The 18,137-nt window shown below is 55.6% G+C and carries 13 protein-coding genes; 6 read left to right on the top strand and 7 right to left on the bottom strand.

Annotated features, from left to right (window positions below):
• Positions 1–98: 98 nt before the first annotated feature.
• The gene (gene ptsP, locus Poly51_RS07535) at positions 99–2,438 is read right to left on the bottom strand and encodes a phosphoenolpyruvate--protein phosphotransferase (protein WP_146455938.1); all 2,340 of its coding nucleotides are present in this window, start codon (positions 2,436–2,438) and stop codon (positions 99–101) included.
• Positions 2,439–2,926: 488 nt separating this feature from the next.
• On the opposite strand from ptsP, the gene pyk reads away from it, so the two are divergent.
• From pyk to Poly51_RS07520, 3 genes are read left to right on the top strand one after another with little or no spacing between them, the layout of a single operon-like run.
• Positions 2,927–4,360 (top strand): pyruvate kinase, encoded by a 1,434-nt coding sequence (gene pyk / locus Poly51_RS07530; RefSeq protein ID WP_146455936.1) that lies wholly within the window; start codon positions 2,927–2,929, stop codon positions 4,358–4,360.
• A gap of 26 nt (positions 4,361–4,386) precedes the next feature.
• On the top strand, positions 4,387–5,517 hold the full coding sequence (locus Poly51_RS07525; protein WP_246114331.1) for a potassium channel family protein: 1,131 nt from the start codon (positions 4,387–4,389) through the stop codon (positions 5,515–5,517).
• A 34-nt stretch (positions 5,518–5,551) separates the two neighbouring features.
• On the top strand, positions 5,552–5,887 hold the full coding sequence (locus Poly51_RS07520; protein ID WP_146455932.1) for an STAS domain-containing protein: 336 nt from the start codon (positions 5,552–5,554) through the stop codon (positions 5,885–5,887).
• Positions 5,888–6,034: 147 nt separating this feature from the next.
• On the opposite strand, the gene Poly51_RS07515 is transcribed toward Poly51_RS07520, so the two are convergent.
• Both Poly51_RS07515 and Poly51_RS07510 read right to left on the bottom strand, forming a co-directional pair.
• A complete protein-coding gene (locus tag Poly51_RS07515) occupies positions 6,035–6,226 on the bottom strand; it encodes a hypothetical protein (protein ID WP_146455930.1) in 192 nt (63 codons plus the stop codon).
• Between the two features lie 100 nt (positions 6,227–6,326).
• Complete coding sequence (locus tag Poly51_RS07510) at positions 6,327–7,817, bottom strand: sulfatase family protein (protein ID WP_186775410.1); 1,491 nt, start codon at positions 7,815–7,817, stop codon at positions 6,327–6,329.
• Positions 7,818–8,045: 228 nt separating this feature from the next.
• Between Poly51_RS07510 and surE the strand changes: the two genes are divergently transcribed.
• Entirely contained in the window at positions 8,046–8,783 is a 738-nt protein-coding gene (surE, locus tag Poly51_RS07505) for a 5'/3'-nucleotidase SurE (protein ID WP_146455926.1), read from the top strand.
• A 30-nt stretch (positions 8,784–8,813) separates the two neighbouring features.
• On the opposite strand, the gene Poly51_RS07500 is transcribed toward surE, so the two are convergent.
• Together Poly51_RS07500 and mtnA are read right to left on the bottom strand one after the other, a co-directional pair.
• On the bottom strand, positions 8,814–9,047 hold the full coding sequence (locus Poly51_RS07500; protein WP_146455924.1) for a carbon storage regulator: 234 nt from the start codon (positions 9,045–9,047) through the stop codon (positions 8,814–8,816).
• Positions 9,048–9,386: 339 nt separating this feature from the next.
• Entirely contained in the window at positions 9,387–10,406 is a 1,020-nt protein-coding gene (mtnA, locus tag Poly51_RS07495; RefSeq protein ID WP_146455922.1) for an S-methyl-5-thioribose-1-phosphate isomerase, read from the bottom strand.
• A gap of 79 nt (positions 10,407–10,485) precedes the next feature.
• Between mtnA and Poly51_RS07490 the strand changes: the two genes are divergently transcribed.
• The gene (locus Poly51_RS07490; RefSeq protein WP_186775409.1) at positions 10,486–12,936 is read left to right on the top strand and encodes a GEVED domain-containing protein; all 2,451 of its coding nucleotides are present in this window, start codon (positions 10,486–10,488) and stop codon (positions 12,934–12,936) included.
• Here Poly51_RS07490 and Poly51_RS07485 read toward each other — a convergent pair.
• Together Poly51_RS07485 and Poly51_RS07480 are read right to left on the bottom strand one after the other, a co-directional pair.
• Positions 12,925–13,881 (bottom strand): zinc-dependent peptidase, encoded by a 957-nt coding sequence (locus tag Poly51_RS07485; protein ID WP_246114330.1) that lies wholly within the window; start codon positions 13,879–13,881, stop codon positions 12,925–12,927. The genes Poly51_RS07490 and Poly51_RS07485 overlap by 12 nt on opposite strands.
• A 96-nt stretch (positions 13,882–13,977) precedes the next feature.
• The gene (locus tag Poly51_RS07480) at positions 13,978–15,423 is read right to left on the bottom strand and encodes a sulfatase family protein (RefSeq protein WP_146455915.1); all 1,446 of its coding nucleotides are present in this window, start codon (positions 15,421–15,423) and stop codon (positions 13,978–13,980) included.
• 137 nt (positions 15,424–15,560) lie between these two features.
• Here Poly51_RS07480 and Poly51_RS07475 point away from each other — a divergent pair, with 137 nt between their 5' ends.
• Positions 15,561–18,131: a DUF3656 domain-containing U32 family peptidase gene (locus tag Poly51_RS07475; protein ID WP_449314214.1), complete on the top strand. Its 2,571-nt coding sequence runs from the start codon at positions 15,561–15,563 to the stop codon at positions 18,129–18,131.
• Positions 18,132–18,137 lie beyond the last annotated feature (6 nt).

The following is an 18,137-nucleotide window of genomic DNA, read 5'->3' as shown; positions in this document are numbered from 1 at the left end:
CAATTGCTACGAATCGGCAAACTATGCAATGAGCCAAAACGAAACTCAGACCTGATCGGTGGGACGCGTTGCCAGAATGACGAACCGATTCTAAATAACTAACGCAGCGACTCCGTTTCGTCGCCAATCATCGCGTCGACCAACTGACGAACATGATTGCCGCTGGCTTGCGTCAATGCTTGCTGGGACATCATCGTGAGTTGATCGATATCCAAACGCGATAGCAACGCCTTAAGACCGAAAATTGATGGCGACGAAACCGAGAACTCACGCAGCCCGAGCCCGACCAATATGGCGAAGCATGCCGGATCGCTTGCCATCTCGCCGCAGATGCAAAGTTCCCTGCCACATCGCTTCGCCGCGGCGACCATCTGGGCGATCGAAGACAAAACGGCCGGATGCAGCGAATCGTAGTAGCGGCTGACCGCCGGATTCGCTCGATCGGCAGCCAACAAGTACTGAATCAAATCGTTCGTACCCAATGCAAAGAAATCAACCTCTTTGGCAAAGTGATCGGCCAACGCGACTGCGCCTGGGACTTCGATCATCACACCAACCGGCACGTGGGGAATGTCCCAACCCTGATCCGAAAGACTCTGTCTGGCATTCGCAACGATTTCCTTACAGGCTGCGATCTCGTCGATCGTCGTCACCATGGGGAACATCAATCGGACGTTGCCGTGAGTCGCTGCCATCAAGACGGCTTCGATTTGAGTTTGAAACATCTCGCGATGGTCCAACGAAACTCGGACACTTCGCCAACCGAGAAACGGATTGAGTTCTTTGGGTGAATCGAAATACGGCAGCATCTTGTCGCCGCCGATGTCAAGAGTTCGCACCGTGACCGGTTGGCCGGGAAAACCTTCGACGACGCGTCGATAGATTTCGTATTGTGTTTGGCGATCGGGAAAACTCGCACGCGACATGTACGGCAACTCGGTGCGATAGAGTCCGACACCGAGCGCCCCGTGCTGCTGGGCGATCGCGACATCGCTTAGCAATCCGATGTTGGCGCGAAGCGAGACACGCGTCCCGTCGACCGTCACAGCATCGCGATCTTTGTATTGCTGTAGTGCTTCCTGTTGACGAACACCGTCAATCTTCAATCGCCGGTACTCGTCTTGAATCGATTGAGCGGGATCAATGTGCAGCGCTCGGCTGGCCGAATCCAGAATCAAATTCGCGCCCGGCTCGACATGGCGCGACGCTCCGGCAACGCCAACCAACGCGGGAATTCCAAGCGATTTCGCGATAATGACGGCGTGGCCGTTCGAATCCGACGCCTCCAAAACCAAGCCGAGTATTTTGGCATGATCGAGCATCGCGATGTCCGACGGCAGCAACGACTTCGCGACAACGATCGCGTCATAGGGCAACGCAATAACATCGCGAACTTGTCCGCCCAAGTTGGCCAGCAACCGGCGCCCGATGTCTTCCATGTCGGCGGCGCGTTCTTGCAAGTACGGATCGTCCATCCTCTGAAACGCGTTGACGTATTCGCCGATCACATGCTTGATCGACCACGTGACACTGCGTCCGTCGTGGATGTGACCCCGCAGTTTGTCGATCAAGACGCGATCCTGAAGAATCATCAAGTGGCTATGGAAGATTGCAGCATCTTCTTCGCCGAGTCGCTGGGCTAATCGCTTTTCGAGGCACAGAGTTTCGATCTTAGATTTTTCGAACGCATCGGCTAATCGGTCGAGCTTCGATTCCAGTTCGACCGGTTCATCGTCGCCGATATCGGCGACGCCCAATTCTTCGTCAATCAAGAACGCCGGTCCAATCGCGACACCACCGAACCCCAGTTCACCTTTAAGGATGGAATCCGTGATCGTTGCGGATGGTTGATGACCGGCCGCGTGGGTGGACGCATCGACGCGAAGCTGGGACTCGCGTTCAAGGCGATCCATCAATCGAGCGCTCGCGACGACTGCCGACAATTGAAACGCAATCGTCGTCAACGTGCTGATTTCGATGGCGTTGAATTGCCGTGGCTCAATCGTTTGAATTGCCATCACGCCGATCATCCGTTGGCGATCGTGCAACGGGATCCCAAGAAACGAGTGATAGATTTCTTCGTTTGAGTCGGCGATGTAGTGAAATCGTGGATGCGACTGTGGTTCATCGACGTTGACGACGTTTCGCGTCTCGGCCGTGTAACCGATCAAGCCTTCGTCGAGACCAAGACTGATTCGACCCACCGCATCGAGTGCCAACCCGATGGTTGCGCGCAACACCAATCTTTCGTCGTCCAACAAGTAAATCGAACACACTTCGGTTTGCATGCGGCCAGCAACTAGCCGAACGATGTTGCGAAGCGTTTCTTCGAGTCCTTGGGACTGCAGAATCAGCTTGCTGATATCTTCCAGCGTTGATAACCCGAGCCGCTCGTCGCGGGCGTCGTCCGTGTTACGAATCGATTGAGGTGGCACCATGAATAGCGAAGCGACAGGCGGGAGTGTTCGAGAAGCGGATGCGAGCCGAGTGGAGAAAACGCCATCGGACAGAGACCAACAGGTTCAACCACGAGCTCTGGTTCAGCAATCAGCATACCGAATCGAGCCGATTCTCGGGCTACGGGCGCGGTACCCGCCCGGTTCGTCGCCCGTCATCGACGATTACTTGCAGAGGAGATCTCCATCTTGCCTGATTACCCCGAACTACGCATCGCGACACGATTGGCTTGGTGACTCTGCCGATGCGAGATGCCTAACAAAGCGGCCTACGGTGCACTCAATCAGGGCAACCCAATCGACTGACGATGCGGCCATGCGACAATCGCCACCCTCAACGGGGCTTAACAGCCGACCGTCGCCCCTCAAAGGACGCCTAGGCAATCGGGCCGGCCAGGGTACGGTAACTGCACACCTCGCTCCGCTTGACTGCGGCGCTCCTAGCCTTCTCTTTTCGATCGGTACATACTTTGACTGAGGCTTCGTTTCCAAACTATCGACACACGAAAATCATTGCGACGCTTGGTCCGGCGACCGAATCTCGCGAGCGTCTTACCCAGTTGATTCTTGGCGGGGTCGACGTGCTGCGTCTGAACATGGCGCACGCGACGGGCCAATGGATCAGCGACATCATCAGCCTCGTTCGGGAAATTTCTTGCGAAGTAGATCGCCACGTCGCCGTCATGATTGACGTCAAGGGTCCAGAAATTCGAACCGGAATCGTTGAGTCACCAATCGATTTGAATAAAGGTGACCGAATTGATTTGTGCACCGAGAGTGCCGACCCGTCAGCATCCAATGTCGTTCGCGTCACCGTCAATTATCCTGACTTACCTCGCGACATCGAAGTTGGCGCCACCATTTTGGTCGACAGCGGGTTGATACGTTTGAAGGTCGTGGGCAAAGATGAAACCAGCGTTCAATGCGTGGTGATGACGCCTGGATCGTTGGGGTCGCGTCGTCACATCAACCTGCCCGGTGTCGAGGTCAATCTTCCAGCACTGACCAAGAAAGACGAATCCGATTTAATCGCAGGGATTGCCGCCGGCGTGGACTTTGTTGCGCTGTCATTTGTTCGACGCGCCAGCGATATTGAAACGCTTCGCAAATTCTTGGACGACCGCGGATCGAAGGCGCGGATCATCGCCAAAATCGAAGAGCAAGCCGGCGTTCGAAACATGGACGAAATCATCCGGGCGGCCGATGCCATCATGGTGGCCCGCGGCGACTTGGGCATCGAAATCGATTACCACCGCCTGCCGTTGGTTCAAACGCAACTGGTTCGCGCCTGTCAAGGCGAGGGTAAGCCGGTGATCATCGCGACTCACTTGTTGGAATCGATGATCCAGTCGCCCATCCCCACGCGAGCTGAAATCTCGGACGTGTCCAATGCCGTTCGCGAGCAAGCCGATGCGGTGATGTTGTCGGGTGAAACGACAACGGGCCTGTACCCGATCGCATCCGTCGACGTTTTGAAAAATATCATTCAAAGTATCGAACCGTCTGTCAGCACCGATTTGAACAAACGCATTGTGCTGCGAGAACCCAAAGCGAAGATGTTGAAAGCGTCGGCAGTGTTGGCACAGGATCTGGGGCAATCCGGCATCGTGGTGTTCACGCGCAGCGGATTCTTGGCCTATGTCTTGGGTGCACTTCGTCCGCGAGGCGTTCCCATTTTCGCCTTCACCGATGTCGAATCGACGTTCCGTCAATTGCTTTTGCCGTGGGGCGTCGAACCGTTCTTGATGGATTTTTCCGATGACCCAGAACAAACCATCCTCGATTCGCTTGACCGGCTGAAACAAAATCGATGGTGCGTTCCGGGGTCATGGTTGGTCGTCATCACGAACGCGTTGGCGAACGAAAAAGTGATCGACACCATGCAGCTTCGGAAGGTTGATTGAGAACCGAACTTCAATGAATGACCCGCGTGAAACCACTATCCCCCATCGAGTTAAGCGATGTTGCTGTGAACCCGTTAGCAACGTCAACGCCGTTCCGAAAAATCGTAACGGGGCTGACATTGTTCTTGTTCGTCTGTGTCGTCGCAGTCATCGGCTACATGGCAGCGGGATGGAAATTCGACGACGCAGTCTACATGGTGATCATCACCATTTTCGGCGTGGGCTACGGCGAAGTTCATCCGATCGTGTCGCCAGGACTTCGAGCCTTGACGATCATGGTCATTATCGCGGGATACGGAGCAGTCATCTACACCGTCGGTGGTTGCATGCAGATGCTTATCGACGGAGAACTGAACAAGGCCCTAGGAGCACGACGGATGACCAAGGGAATTGAACGCCTCGAAAACCACACCATCATTTGTGGCATCGGTCGATTGGGAACAATCCTGGCTCGCGAACTCGCAAGGGCAGGCAAACCGTTTGTTGCGATCGACGCCGACGTGTCACGATTGCAGGACGCCGAGGCTCGCGGATACCTCGTGATTGAAGGTGACGCGACCGAAGAAGAAACGCTTGAACAAGCCGGCATTCATCGCGCTGCAACTGTCGCCACAGTTTTATCCCAAGATGCTACCAACGTTTTCGTCACAATCACAGCGAGAGCGATGAACCCCAACGTGATAATCATCGCACGTGGCGAGAATCCTAGGACCGAAAAGAAGCTGATCAGCTCTGGTGCGAATCGGGTCGTACTACCCACCGCAATCGGTGCTCAAAAAGTTGCGCACCTGATCACTCGGCCAACCGCCGAAAATATGCTGGACCACTTGCGAAGTGAAAATACCTTGGTTGATGACTTGGCCTACATCGGATTGCAATTCGATGAACTTAAAGTCGAAGCGGGCTCCGTTATCGTCGATCGTGAGATTCGCGAAATCGAGATTCGCAGCAATCACGGTTTCTTAATCGTTGGCATCCGTCGCGCAAAAGAAAATGAAGTTGGAATTTCCAAACTCAATCCCGACTCCAACACGAAACTGGCAGTCGGTGATGTCGTGATTGTGCTCGGACATTCGGATGATATCCCCGAGCTGGCCAGTCGATTTACAGCGAAATCAAAACGTATGACTTACCGAGGCGTGACGGTCGATTCATGAAATTCATTTCAACCTACGAAAAAGGAATTCGGAAATGGCTCTCGACATTGAAATCAGCAAGTCGCCACACCAATCTGTCGGACGATCTGATACCTGGCTGGAGCAAGCGAAACAGAAAGCCGAACAGTCACCCGAAATCGATGTCGTCATCGACTTAACAGGCATTGAAAGAATCAACAGTCACGAGTTGAACAAATTGATCCGGCTACAGCTTCATGTGAAGCAGTGCGGTCGCCGGCTCGTTCTGGTCAACGTTCAAGAGACGGTGTTTCAAGTCTTTACGCTGACGAGGCTTGACCGATTGATCGAACTCCATCACGACGGTCACTTTGAACCACCCGCCGCCAAAATGTTGAGGCCAAGACGATGACGGCGGAACGATATCGCATCGAAAAAGCTTGCCGCGTCATCCTACTGTTGGGCTTAACTGCTGGGCTTAGGTGAAAGCCTTTCTTTACGCCGACCGCCCATTCGGTCGATGAAACCAAACTCGCGTTTTCCGCGCGTCGGAAAACTTCTACGAGGAACTGCTTTGCGATCCTGGTCGCGGCGATTCGTCAACGTCGTCAACCTGATCCAAGAGCAAAGTCGGGCAGACCTCTTGTTCGCCGCACTGATTGCACACCAGTCGAACCAGGTCCGTCGCGCCGATTTTGAGATCTTCTTTCTCACACAGTTCGTACAGTTTCTTGAGGTGAACGCAGCTCATGTCACGCGACTCCGTTGAGGTTTCAGTATCTCGCCATTCGATAAATTGTAGCACCGATACCGGACACCGAAATACGCCGAACCGTTCGACAATGCCGGTGCTAGTCGGTAAGTGCTTTCCTGCGACTTGAGCTTTTCCTGCGTTTCCCTGACCTGGGCCCGTAAGTCGCGGACAGAACTTCGTTGACCTTGATTCGATCGTTGCGATTTAGAAAAGCGGGCAGCATTGGGTCTGTGGTCTTTGTCATCTGCGCCACTAGCTTTGCCTGAAGTATCTCGAGCGTTGCCGCGTGATCCCGACTATCGATCAAGTTGTGAAGACAATTGGGGTCATTTCTTAGGTCGTAGAGTTCTTCGGGAACGCGGTATCGAAACAGATTCACTCTCGCTTGAATCGCTGGATCAGTTTTAGCGGCCCGGTTCATCGCTGCCATTGTCAGGCCTTCGTTGTTGTTTCCGTACCAATACTCGCCGTCACTGAACGGATTATAGATGTATCCGAAGTTTTCGTTCTGCACGCATCGCATCGGCACCGATTCGCCGCCCGCCTTTGAATCGATTTGCGTGAAGACGAGGTCGCGGTCGGTTTGCGACTGCCCCTTCAGCAATGGAAGAAACGATCGACCATCTAAACCGTCTGGAGCATTCACTCCGATCGCCTCCATGAATGTTGGAAAAAAATCCACGACAGAAACGAAATGCGATTCATCCCGAGTACCCGGTTCGGTTACGCCTGGCCAACGGACCAATAGCGGGCTGTGAGTGCTATGGAACCACGCGTTGCACTTTGCAAATGGAACCGCGATGCCGTTGTCGGTGATGAACAAAACAAGCGTATCGTCGGATTCGCCCGATTCGCCCAACGCCTGCAACACTTTGCCGAACGTGTCGTCGAGGCGTCTTGTAGAATTCAGATACGTTGCCAGTTCGGCTCGCACGCCCGGCAAGTCGGGAAGAAATTGGGGCACATCCACTTCATCGGGTTGATAGACACACGAGGGCATCGACGCACCCTTGGTGAGCTTTTCCGGATCACAATAGGGACGATGCGGATCGTGCGAGTTCACCATGAAGTAGAAGGGTTTGTTCGCCGCTTGGCACTCTTTCAAAAACGTCTTTGTCCGTTGGTAGTAGATGTCGGGATTGCGTCCATTTCCTAAATCTTTCTGATCGAATTGATAGTCCCATTGCATCGATTGCTTGGGCGTCGAATGGCCAACCTTGCCAAGAATTCCCGTGTGATATCCGGCTGCTTGCAGCGTATTCACGATATCGGGTACGTCCTCACGTGCCGGCATGAACCCCATCGCTCCCGAACGATGGCTGTATCGGCCCGTTGCAATCACGGCACGACAAGGTGCGCAGATAGCGACGTTCACATGAGCCTTGGTGAACATCAGGCCGGATGCCGCAAAGGCATCCAAATTCGGTGTCAGATTCGCGGGCCGGCCGTTGTACACGCCCAGAGACTCAGCATGTAGATCATCAGCGGTGAACAACAGAATATTGGGCTGTGCAGCGTTGGCATCGAAACTCGGAATTCCGGGAAACGTCGAGGCAATGAATGTTGCCAACAGAATTGCACGAATCATTGGATAGGGTTCTCTGGATTTGGCGGGCCGCATTGCAACAAGGTTCTGGCTACGTTCTAGCACACGAACGCGCGGGAGATGGTTCGATTACGGTATCTGTTTGCCTGGACGTGCCAGTAGAATCACGAACATGCATTCTTTGCAGACATTGCCAAGCGATTCTCGTCACAGCCGCCAGTGGCTGTGTCCGTCGCGATACCTGGTTCTTCCTCTTGCCATAGATACGCTTTGAACATCCTTCTGACGAATGACGACGGCATGGATGCCCCTGGTTTAGCTGCGTTTTACGAAGCCATCACCGCGGTCGTCGGATCCGATGCGAACGTAACCGTTGTGGCGCCGGATCGCGGGCGCAGCGAGTGCGGGCACAGTGTCACCACAGGACGATCGCTGGTCATTCATCAACATCGCGCCGGATGGTATTGCGTCGATGGAACACCCGTGGACTGCGTCAGGGCAGCAACGTCGACACTGATGCCTTGTGTTGATCTTGTGCTATCAGGGATCAACGCGGGCGCGAACTTGGGAATCGACCTACTGGTCAGCGGAACGTTCGCCGCCGCGCGGGAAGCAGCTCTGCAAGGTATCCCGGCACTCGCAGCTTCTCACTACCGTCATCCCGATGTGCCCAAGACCTGGGACCATGTGGGTTGTTGGTTGGCGCCGACACTGAAAGAATTTTTTGCACAGTTTGCCAATGGACGGCTGACAGGATCCGAACATTTGTGGAACCTCAACCTGCCAGCGGTTGCCCCTGATGGACCTATTCCCGATTGTGTCGAGTGTAGAGTGGACTCACACCCGATGATTCGAACCGGACAACTTGTATCGAGCGAACGAGAGTCCGCTCAAAAGCTAACGATGTCATCCGAATTTCACGGTCGTCCGCGGGACGCCGGGACCGACGTCGACCGCTGTTTTGCTGGCCACATTACGTTGACACGGATGACACCGCGAATCGTCTGATCCAGGCAGCACGCCTCGTGCAAATGCGACCTACGAGTGCGGTTTGCTAGCAACCGAGACGTTGGTTTCATCCATTGACATGGCCACGGGTGCCGAACCGGGTGAGGCGACCTCATGACGATCGAGTTCGCCTCGTACGATCCTTACTTCACGCGGCGCTTCGATTCCGATCGCGACGCGGTTGCCGGACAAACGGTTGATCGTCAACACGATGTTGTCACCGATGAGTAGTTGTTCACCTTCTTTGCGGCTTAGTACTAACATGATTCACTTCCCTGAGTAGCTCTTGTGATGTGGTTTCCATAGCGAGTGGTACAAACACCGTACCAATCGTCCGCTTTCGGGCCAGATTCATGGAACAATTCGAGCCGACTTGAGCGAAAACCAACATTTCGTTTGATTTTTCGCGAAAGATCTTTTTACGACCGTTCCAATTGCCAATGTCCGAAAACGACCAACGTTGGTTGACAATCCATCGCTGCAACGCGAATTGAACCGGCCGTCTCGTTTTGAGACTCTGCCGTTCACTTCCCCGCGTCAAAAGAACTATCGCATCGCCCCGTGACACGTCTGGTCACTGGCCCAAGCAGCCGGATTTTGAAGCTAGGCCAGATGCCGCGCCAACTTCTCTGTGTCGGGGCTTTCGACAACGCCCAACTCTGTAACGATGGCGGTGATCAAATCTGCCGGCGTGACATCAAAGGCCGGGTTGATGACGTTGGCCGCGTCCGGGACGACGCAAACACCATGCGGGCTGCTGACCTCGATTCGGGCCCGTTGTTCGATCGGAATCAAGTCGCCATTCGCCAACGACAAATCGAACGTGCTCGATGGCGCCGCCACATAGAAGGGCACGTCGTGGTACTTGGCCAACACGGCTAACGGATAGGTTCCGATTTTGTTGGCCGCGTCGCCGTTGGCCGCGATACGGTCGGCGCCGACGATCACGGCATCGATCTTTCCTGTTCGCAACAAACTGCCGGCCATCGAGTCGGTCAGCACCGTGACGGGCACTCCCGCTTGGCTCAATTCCCAGGCGGTCAATCGTGCGCCTTGCAACAACGGGCGAGTCTCGTCGGCGAACACTTCGATCGCGTGTCCCGATTGATGCAAGTGATAAATCGGTGCCAGAGCTGTCCCCCACATCGATGTTGCCAATCCGCCGGCGTTACAGTGCGTCAACACCGCGTGACAATCGCGAAGCAGCGTGGCGCCGTGGCGACCGATATCACGACACATCATTCGATCTTGATCATGGATCGCGATCGCTTCGGCTTGAAGCACGCCGGCTAAGTCATCGTCGGATGATGTGCTTTCGACAACCGCTTTCATTCGATCGAGCGCCCAGAACAGATTGACCGCCGTCGGCCGACTGGTCGCCAACCGCTCGATCGCTGATAAATATCCGGCGCGGTTAGCGGGCTTTGCCAAGCAGACACCGTAGGCGGCCGCGATCCCGATCGCTGGAGCGCCTCGAACGACCAAACGACGGATCGCATCGTGCGTTTGCTCGACATCTTCACAAACTAACGTTACCAATTCACCGGGCAATCGAGTCTGGTCAATCAGAACCAATCGTCCATTCGTGTAAGCCAGCGTTTCGGGAACAGTGGTATCATTCATGCTCAAGTCTTCGCGGCGGACACTTCTGTTTCGTACCAGCCCTAGACTACCCGCTGCGTCCCATCTTGCCGAGACAGCCATGCCACGTACGTTCCGCCGCCTTCGCAGATTCGAATCACTCGAATCGCGCCGCATGCTGACCACGATCGCGTCAGCGGTAGGTGAAGGTGAATCGACCGCGAACGCCCAACCCAGTTTCGTGATCGCCGGTCCGGCACTGATTAACGAAGACGCACCGCTACAGTCGATTGCAAATTTTGCCAGCGACTTCAATCCAGGACCGGGCGAGGGTGACGAATCGACCGCCTCTCGAGTGCTTCACGACGAAGGCGCCGATGGCATCGTCGATCCTTTGTCGACCGACTCATCCGCCCCGACCAATTTGGGCCTGCTGTCGATCGGATCAAACATCGTTCGCGGAACCGTCGAGTCGGCAAATTCGATCGGCAACGTCGATGTTTTCACTTTTCAAGTCGAAGCCGGCTTTCAATTAAATGGGCTGTTCGTGTTGGAATACGAATACGACCAGATTCCGACCAACCCCAACGAACGAAACGCATTCATTGCGATCGATGACACGGATTCGTTTCCCTACGACGCATTCGATTTGGACATCAACGCCAACCCTTTTTTGGATGAGACGCAGTTCATCGGCGGCACGGTGTTCGGACTGGACGACTTGCCCGAGGCGGGCGGTGCCAGCATCCTTCGCCGGGCCGGCATTGTTACCGGCAGCAAGTTCGTACCACCGCTTGCCGCAGGGACCTACACGTTTTACATCCAACAAACGGGACCCCTGAATCGATATTCGCTTGACCTTCGCGTCACAGAAACGGGTAAGCAGTCAGTGCTTGCCTACCACGTCACCAACGTCAGCGACCCGACATTGTTTGCCAGTGGCCCCACCATCGACAACAACGGAACGCTTCGCTTCCGTCCTGCGACGGATGCCAACGGCACCGCCACGTTCGATGTGACCGTCCAAGACGATGGTGGGACAGAGAACGGAGGTCTCGATATATCCGCCGTTCAAGTCGGCACCATCACGATCGCACCCGTGAATGACCGGCCGACGTTCACGACCATCCAACCACCCACGATCGTTCAAGGATCGGGACCGCAGTCCGTGGCCGGTTTCATTTCCAGTTTTGATCCCGGCCCCGATGACGAATCGTCACAAATTCGCATCTCCGCGAGGATTACAAACTTCGACAACCCCGAGTTCTTCGACGCCAATCCGATCATCGATGCCGACGGGACGTTGTTCTACACCGCACGGCCCGACATCACCGGCAGCGTCTCGTTCGATGTTACGGTAACCGATTCCGGCGGCGGACTTGGCACGTCCGACTCACAGCGCATCACGATCACGGTGGATCCAAAACCGATCGTCGAAGATCTAGGCGATGCACCGGAGCCTTACCCCGTCACGATCGATCGCGACGGTGCCCGTCATATCGTAGGCGACGTGTTTCTAGGTGCCACCGCAACGTCGGAATCGGATGGACAACCCAGCGAAGCCGCCGACGCCGATGCGGCCGATGATGGAGTCACTTTCATCACCGACGTGTTAGCCATTTCAGACACCGAGACCACCGCAGGATTGTCGATCGATGCATCGGCAAGTGGGTACTTGGATGCTTGGGCCGACTTCAATCGAGACGGCGACTGGGATGATGTCGGCGAGCAATTTGCGGCGTCCATTTCCCTTCGACCGGGACCGAATACCGTCCCCATGCGGATTCCGGCCGGTTCGGTTCCCGGCGAATCATTCGCCCGTTTTCGATTCAGCAGCCTCGGTGGCCTATTGCCGACCGGATCTGCTTCCGATGGCGAAGTCGAAGACTATCGATTCACGATTGTCGACGCTGCGTCGTCGCCGGATATCAACGTGCAATTGGCGTCCTCGGTCGCGGTCGTTGAAGTGACTCAAAGCAACGTCACCGTTCGCGACAATGACGTCACCCAGTTCACGTCGCCGGTCGCGTCTTTCCATTCGATCGTCGTCGCCAGTCCCGCAAACGATCCGGCGTTCACGATCTCGGGACAGAACCCCGTCGTCATCACGTATGCCAGCCTCGACGAACTTCGCATGGGCCAGTCACAACGAATCGATGGGCGTTTTGTTCGATCGGTTGTCGACACGAATGGTGAAAATCCGCTTTTCTTCGTGACAGATTTGCCTTGGCAAAATCTTGTTCGTTTCAGTGATGTCAACAACAGCGGTGACGTGACGGCCGGCGATGCTCTGCGGATCATCAATGAACTCGGTCGACGTACGTTTTCTGATCGCGAGACCCAGGTCCTGCATGATCCGATCAACATCCAAGTTTGGCCCGATGCGTATTTCGATCAGAACGGCGATGGACGAGTGACGACGATCGACGCGCTGCGAGTCATCAACGAACTTGCAAGGCTGCGAACGATCGCAGCGATGGAGTTGGTTTCCATTGATCAGGTGATCGAGTCGGCTGGATGGATGACCGACAACGCGGATCCGGTCGGTCCAGCAGTGGCGTCACTTTTTTAGCGGCAGACCACGGTGTCGTCGTGTCAAGCAACACCGTTTGAATTTGTCACCGCTTCCGCACGGGCAATCTTCGTTGCGACCGACGCGTCGTTTTCGACGCGGCACTCTGGCAAGCACCCGTTTCGGGTCTTGGCGGTAGATCTTCTGCAGCATGTTGTAGGTATCAGGTGCTTTTTCCGCCAAGATCGCCGGCGAGTCAAAAAAGTATTCCGAGAGCACCGCGAAATACTCGGCTTCGTTGGTGTAGGCATAGTCGTCGATATGTTCGTTGCTTCCCGGCGTTCGACGCAACTCTTCCGCGACCCAGCGCACCCAGGGGATGGCGACTTCCGTCGCGGCGGTTCGCACGACACCGTCAATCGATCCATCTTGCTTGTCGACCAGATGAGAAAATTCGTGGATGCCAACATTGCGTTTATCGGTAGCATTCGCGAAGCCGGCGATCAAATCAGGCTTCGACAAGATCATCACACCGCTCAGATGATAGGCGCCGACCATGCCCAACGTTCGTCGGTCCGAACTCGGATCGGTGCGAAAGTCTTCGCCGTAGGCGCTCGGATAGATCAACACCTCGCCCAGCCCTGAGTACTCCCAATCATCGAACCCGAAAATCGGAATCACTGCGCTGGCCGCAACCAGGGCGATGGTTCGGTCGTCGACATCGGTGCGAATTCCAGTAATCGCTACCTCGTCGACGAACACTTTCACCAGCTTGCGAAAACGTTCCTTGCCGTCGTCGTCGAGAGCGGCAAAGTAACCGACTTCGGTAGCCAGAGTATGCTCCCAGGCATCCGCCATCGGCTGATCCATCGCCGCACGTCGGCGCAGTGTCTTGCGGCGAGACCACCAAAAAACGATCGGCGCGACCAGGACCAGACCCAGCCACCAAATTGAAGCAATCGATAGAAATCCAGCAAGAATCACGATGGCCAGGGCAAAGCTCATCGACACGCTTCGGTTACGTCGATCCGTGTCGGCCGTTACCAGCATTCTGAGTCATCCATCAATGGGTGTTAAAGGCAAAACGGTTCTCGGGTGATCTCAGTGGGTTACGGTGCGTTCTTGTGCCGGTGCTCGAAAGCGATGATTGCCCTGCTTGGCCGCGCGATGGCTTTCACGTGTGTCTTGTTCGATTCCCGGGTCGCCCTGCGATTCCAACCATCGATCCAATTCCAAAGAGAGTTCTTCGCGAGTCTTGGCAATGGACGTCGAATCGGTGTTCAGTAAGTTTTGCATCTCGTAAGGATCCGTTGCCGTGTGGTAGAGCGTTTCCGCAGGCCGGCGTTGATACCGGTCCACCAACCGGTAAATCGCATCCGAGTTGGCCGTCTCCCACACCCAGGTCTGCCAGTAGGTCCGCGACGGACTGGTGCTGTTCTGGTGAGCCATCACGTGCTTTTCGATGTACAAACTTTCCGGACTCAAGTTGCGAATGTAACGGTACTTACCATCACTGATGGATCGTACCGGATACGGCGGCCCCTCGGGAACATTGTTATGAACGCCGTAAACGTATTTGCGGTGAGTATCCGCTTGTCCTTTCAATACCGACAAGAAACTGGTGCCGTCGAACGACTTGCCCGTCACATCGCCGCCCACGGCATCCACGATCGTTGGCGCGATATCGGCGTACTGAACCAATGCGTCGGTACGCTTTCCAGCGGCGACAATACCCGGCCAGCGCGCAATCAGCGCCGTGTGGACACCGGTGTCCCAGTTCGTCCATTTGTTGCCGGGAAACTGCGACCCCTGCTCGGAAGTAAACAACACCAACGTATCCTCGGCGTGCCCGGTCGCTTCCAGCATCGCAAGAATTTCACCGACTTGCCCATCCATGTAAGTGATCTCGGCCAAGTATCGCGAGAACGCTTCGCGAGTCACTTTGGTATCGGCGATGTTTGGCGGCAGAACGATTTTTTTAGCGGGATACGCCGATGCGTCCCCCATCACCCACGGCACGTGCGGCTCGACCAATGCAATGACCATGCAAAACGGTTGGTCAGTACTTCGCGTGACAAACGCTTCGGCGCCACTTAGATCGTGCGTCCGAGTCGGTTCGCGAACACACGACTTTTCAAAACCAGGGACATCCTCGAAGGGGAACGCTTTTTGGGGCAACACGTGAACCTTGCCCGCGATGCCGACGCGATATCCCAACTCGCTCAAGTGATGCGGAATACTCCTCGTTTCGGGAACGCTGGACGAATGATTCCACGCGCATCCATTGCGCATCGGATACTGGCCGGTGTACAGTTCCGCACGGCAAGGTTGGCACATCGCTTCGGCCACGTACGCTTGGTTGAACACCAAACCCTCGCCGGCCAGTTGATCCAAATTTGGCGTCTTGGCATTCAGACCACCGTAAATCGACAAATCGTTGTAGGTACAATCGTCGGCCATGATGACCAAAACATTGGGCTGGTCCGCTGTCGCCCAAGATCCGAGCATCACGAATAAGGCGAAGATGGCGATCAAACGTCGTGACATGGCGGACTCCGCAGGCTTGGAATGAATTCGAGTGCCGACATTCTAGTTGACCGCAGTCGGGTCGGGTTTCCGGTGGCGGGGCGGCGAAAAGCGGGATTCGACGCCGCCAAATTTTAGATCGTTTCCCAATTCGACCGATGCTCGTCATAATGCCTCAGATGGACACACCACTGACGACGACCGAACGATCGAAAAAGCGACAGGCTCCTGAACTGCTGGCACCGGCCGGCGATTGGGAGTGCGTCAAGGCAGCGGTCGAAAACGGTGCCGATGCGATCTATTTCGGTCTCGATTGCGGCTTCAACGCCCGCTACCGGGCCCAGAATTTTGGGATTCGCGACCTACCCGAATTGAGCAAACGACTGCGTGGCCGCGGCGTCAAAGGCTATGTGACACTCAACACCCTGGTGTTTCCATCCGAGATGCCGGCGATTGCGGATGTGGTCGAGCACATTGCGATGGCGGGCATCGATGCGGTATTGGTTCAAGACTTTGGCGTCGCTCGCCTCGTTCGCGAGATCTGCCCGGACTTGGAAGTACACGCATCGACCCAGATGAGTTTAACGAGCGCAGAAACCATTGCCGTCGCTGCGCAGCTTGGGTTGTCTCGTGTCGTGTTGGCCCGCGAGCTTTCGATCGACGAGATCCGCAAGATCACCGCGTCCACTGAGATGCCAATCGAGATTTTCATCCACGGTGCACTGTGCGTCGCCTACTCGGGACAATGTTTGACCAGCGAGTCTCTAGGTGGACGCAGCGCCAACCGTGGCCAATGCGCCCAAGCGTGTCGGTTGCCCTACGAATTGATCGTCGATGGCACTGACCATGAACTCGGCGACGTCAAGTATTTGCTCAGCCCTCAAGACCTTGCCGGTTACGCTGCGATTCCGGACGTCATCAATGCCGGTGTGGCGTCGATCAAAATCGAAGGCCGTTTGAAGACACCCGAGTATGTCGCCAACATCACCGGTCATTATCGCCGCGCGATCGACGACGCAATGGCGACGGGCCGTGTCCAGATCGACGAAGAAGCCAAGCGAGAAATGGAATTGTCGTTCTCGCGAGGTTTCTCGCCCGGTTGGTTGTCGGGCAATGATCACAAGCGGTTGGTTCCCGGATTGACGTCGTCGAAACGTGGCGTACGCATCGGCGAAGTCATCGATACTCGCAAGGGCGAACTCAAGATCCGCCTCGAAGGCCCAGTCGCATTGGGCGATGGGTTGGCGATCACCGGTTTCGATGGCCAGGAGCCACAGGGCGGCCGCATCTATTCCATCATGGAATCATCCGGATCTTCCAATGCATCAGGCGTGAAAACAAAAACGGCTGCATCCGGTGCATTGATTTGGATCGGATTCGGACACGGCGAAATCGATTGGTCCGAAGTCCAGATCGATGCCGTCGTCTACAAAAATGATGATCCGCAACTGAACCGTCGACTTCGAAAGACGTTCTCGAGCGAAGACCCCAACGGTCGACAATCGTTGGATATGCGCGTGGTGGTGAAGGTGGATCAACCGCTTTCAATCGAAGCCCGTCTGGCCGACGGCCGATCATGGTCGGTCACCAGTGACGAAGTTCTAAGCGTGGCCCGCAATCGCCCCGCCGACGAGGCCCTGATCCGCGACAAACTTGGTCGCTTGGGCGGGACTCCGTTTGTGCTAGGCGATCTGGATGTCGCGATCGAAGGCCAACCGATGGTTCCGATGGCAATGCTGAACCAAGTTCGTCGTGCGCTGGTCGAAACGATCGAAGCCGGCTTGGCCGAAGTGCCCGAACGAAAACTGACGATCGACTCCGCAAAGCGTTGGTTGGCACCCATTGCTGCCGAGGCGACAACCACTTCATCACCCAAACTGTCAGTCCTCTGCCGGACGATGGAACAGCTTGCCGCCGCCTGTCAGGTCGGTGTCGATATGGCATATGTCGACTTTCACGACGTTCGCACGTACCGGGACGCGGTTGCGATGGCCAAGGATGCTGGAACGCCCATCGGCATCGCCACCGTCCGAATCCAGAAACCGGGCGAGATGGGACTCTTGAAAGTGCTGCGGCGGTTGGATCCAGATGTGATCTTGGCTCGCAACTTGGCAGCGATCCGATTCGCGAAAGAGAATTTCGAGCACGTGATCGCTGACTTTTCGCTGAATGTGGCCAATCACCGATCGGCCCAGTGGCTTCGTGATCAGGGTGCAGCGCGAGTCACGGCGTCGTACGATCTAAATCGCGAGCAGTTGATGGACTTGGTCGACTCGCTGCCGTCACCATGGTTGGAGATCGTGATGCACCAGCACATGCCGATGTTCCATATGGAGCACTGTGTGTTTTGCGCCGTGATTTCCCCCGGAACGAACAAAACCAATTGCGGTCGTCCCTGTGACCGCCATGTCGTGCAACTTCGTGATCGCGTCGGTGCCGAACATCCGCTTCATGCGGACGTCGCATGTCGAAACACGCTGTACAACGCGACGCCGCAAAGCGGCGCCGAAGTGGTTGGCGATTTGATCGCTCGTGGTGTCGAATGGTTTCGAGTCGAGATGCTCGAAGAAGATGCCGACAGCACAAAGAGCACTCTCGCGGTCTATCGCAAGTTGCTCAAAGGCCAAGTCACCGGTCGCGAGGTCTGGCAGACGCTCAACGCATCCAATCGGCTTGGCGTCACGCGTGGCACGTTAGAGACCCAACGAAATCCGCTGGCCATTCTTTAGCCGTCA

The organism is Rubripirellula tenax, assembly GCF_007860125.1.
Lineage (GTDB): Bacteria > Planctomycetota > Planctomycetia > Pirellulales > Pirellulaceae > Rubripirellula > Rubripirellula tenax.
Note: the sequence above shows the minus strand (reverse complement) of the source record. Positions and strands in the feature narration are given on the sequence as shown.

Bases quoted from the DNA above. Each gene is read 5' to 3' on its own strand.
- ptsP (WP_146455938.1), bottom strand. From the start codon at position 2,438: ATGGTGCCACCTCAATCGATTCGTAACACGGACGACGCCCGCGACGAG.
- Poly51_RS07520 (WP_146455932.1), top strand. From the start codon at position 5,552: ATGGCTCTCGACATTGAAATCAGCAAGTCGCCACACCAATCTGTCGGA.
- Poly51_RS07515 (WP_146455930.1), bottom strand. From the start codon at position 6,226: ATGAGCTGCGTTCACCTCAAGAAACTGTACGAACTGTGTGAGAAAGAA.
- Poly51_RS07510 (WP_186775410.1), bottom strand. From the start codon at position 7,817: ATGATTCGTGCAATTCTGTTGGCAACATTCATTGCCTCGACGTTTCCC.
- Poly51_RS07500 (WP_146455924.1), bottom strand. From the start codon at position 9,047: ATGTTAGTACTAAGCCGCAAAGAAGGTGAACAACTACTCATCGGTGAC.
- mtnA (WP_146455922.1), bottom strand. From the start codon at position 10,406: ATGAATGATACCACTGTTCCCGAAACGCTGGCTTACACGAATGGACGA.
- Poly51_RS07490 (WP_186775409.1), top strand. From the start codon at position 10,486: ATGCCACGTACGTTCCGCCGCCTTCGCAGATTCGAATCACTCGAATCG.
- Poly51_RS07485 (WP_246114330.1), bottom strand. From the start codon at position 13,881: ATGAGCTTTGCCCTGGCCATCGTGATTCTTGCTGGATTTCTATCGATT.
- Poly51_RS07480 (WP_146455915.1), bottom strand. From the start codon at position 15,423: ATGTCACGACGTTTGATCGCCATCTTCGCCTTATTCGTGATGCTCGGA.
- Poly51_RS07475 (WP_449314214.1), top strand. From the start codon at position 15,561: ATGCTCGTCATAATGCCTCAGATGGACACACCACTGACGACGACCGAA.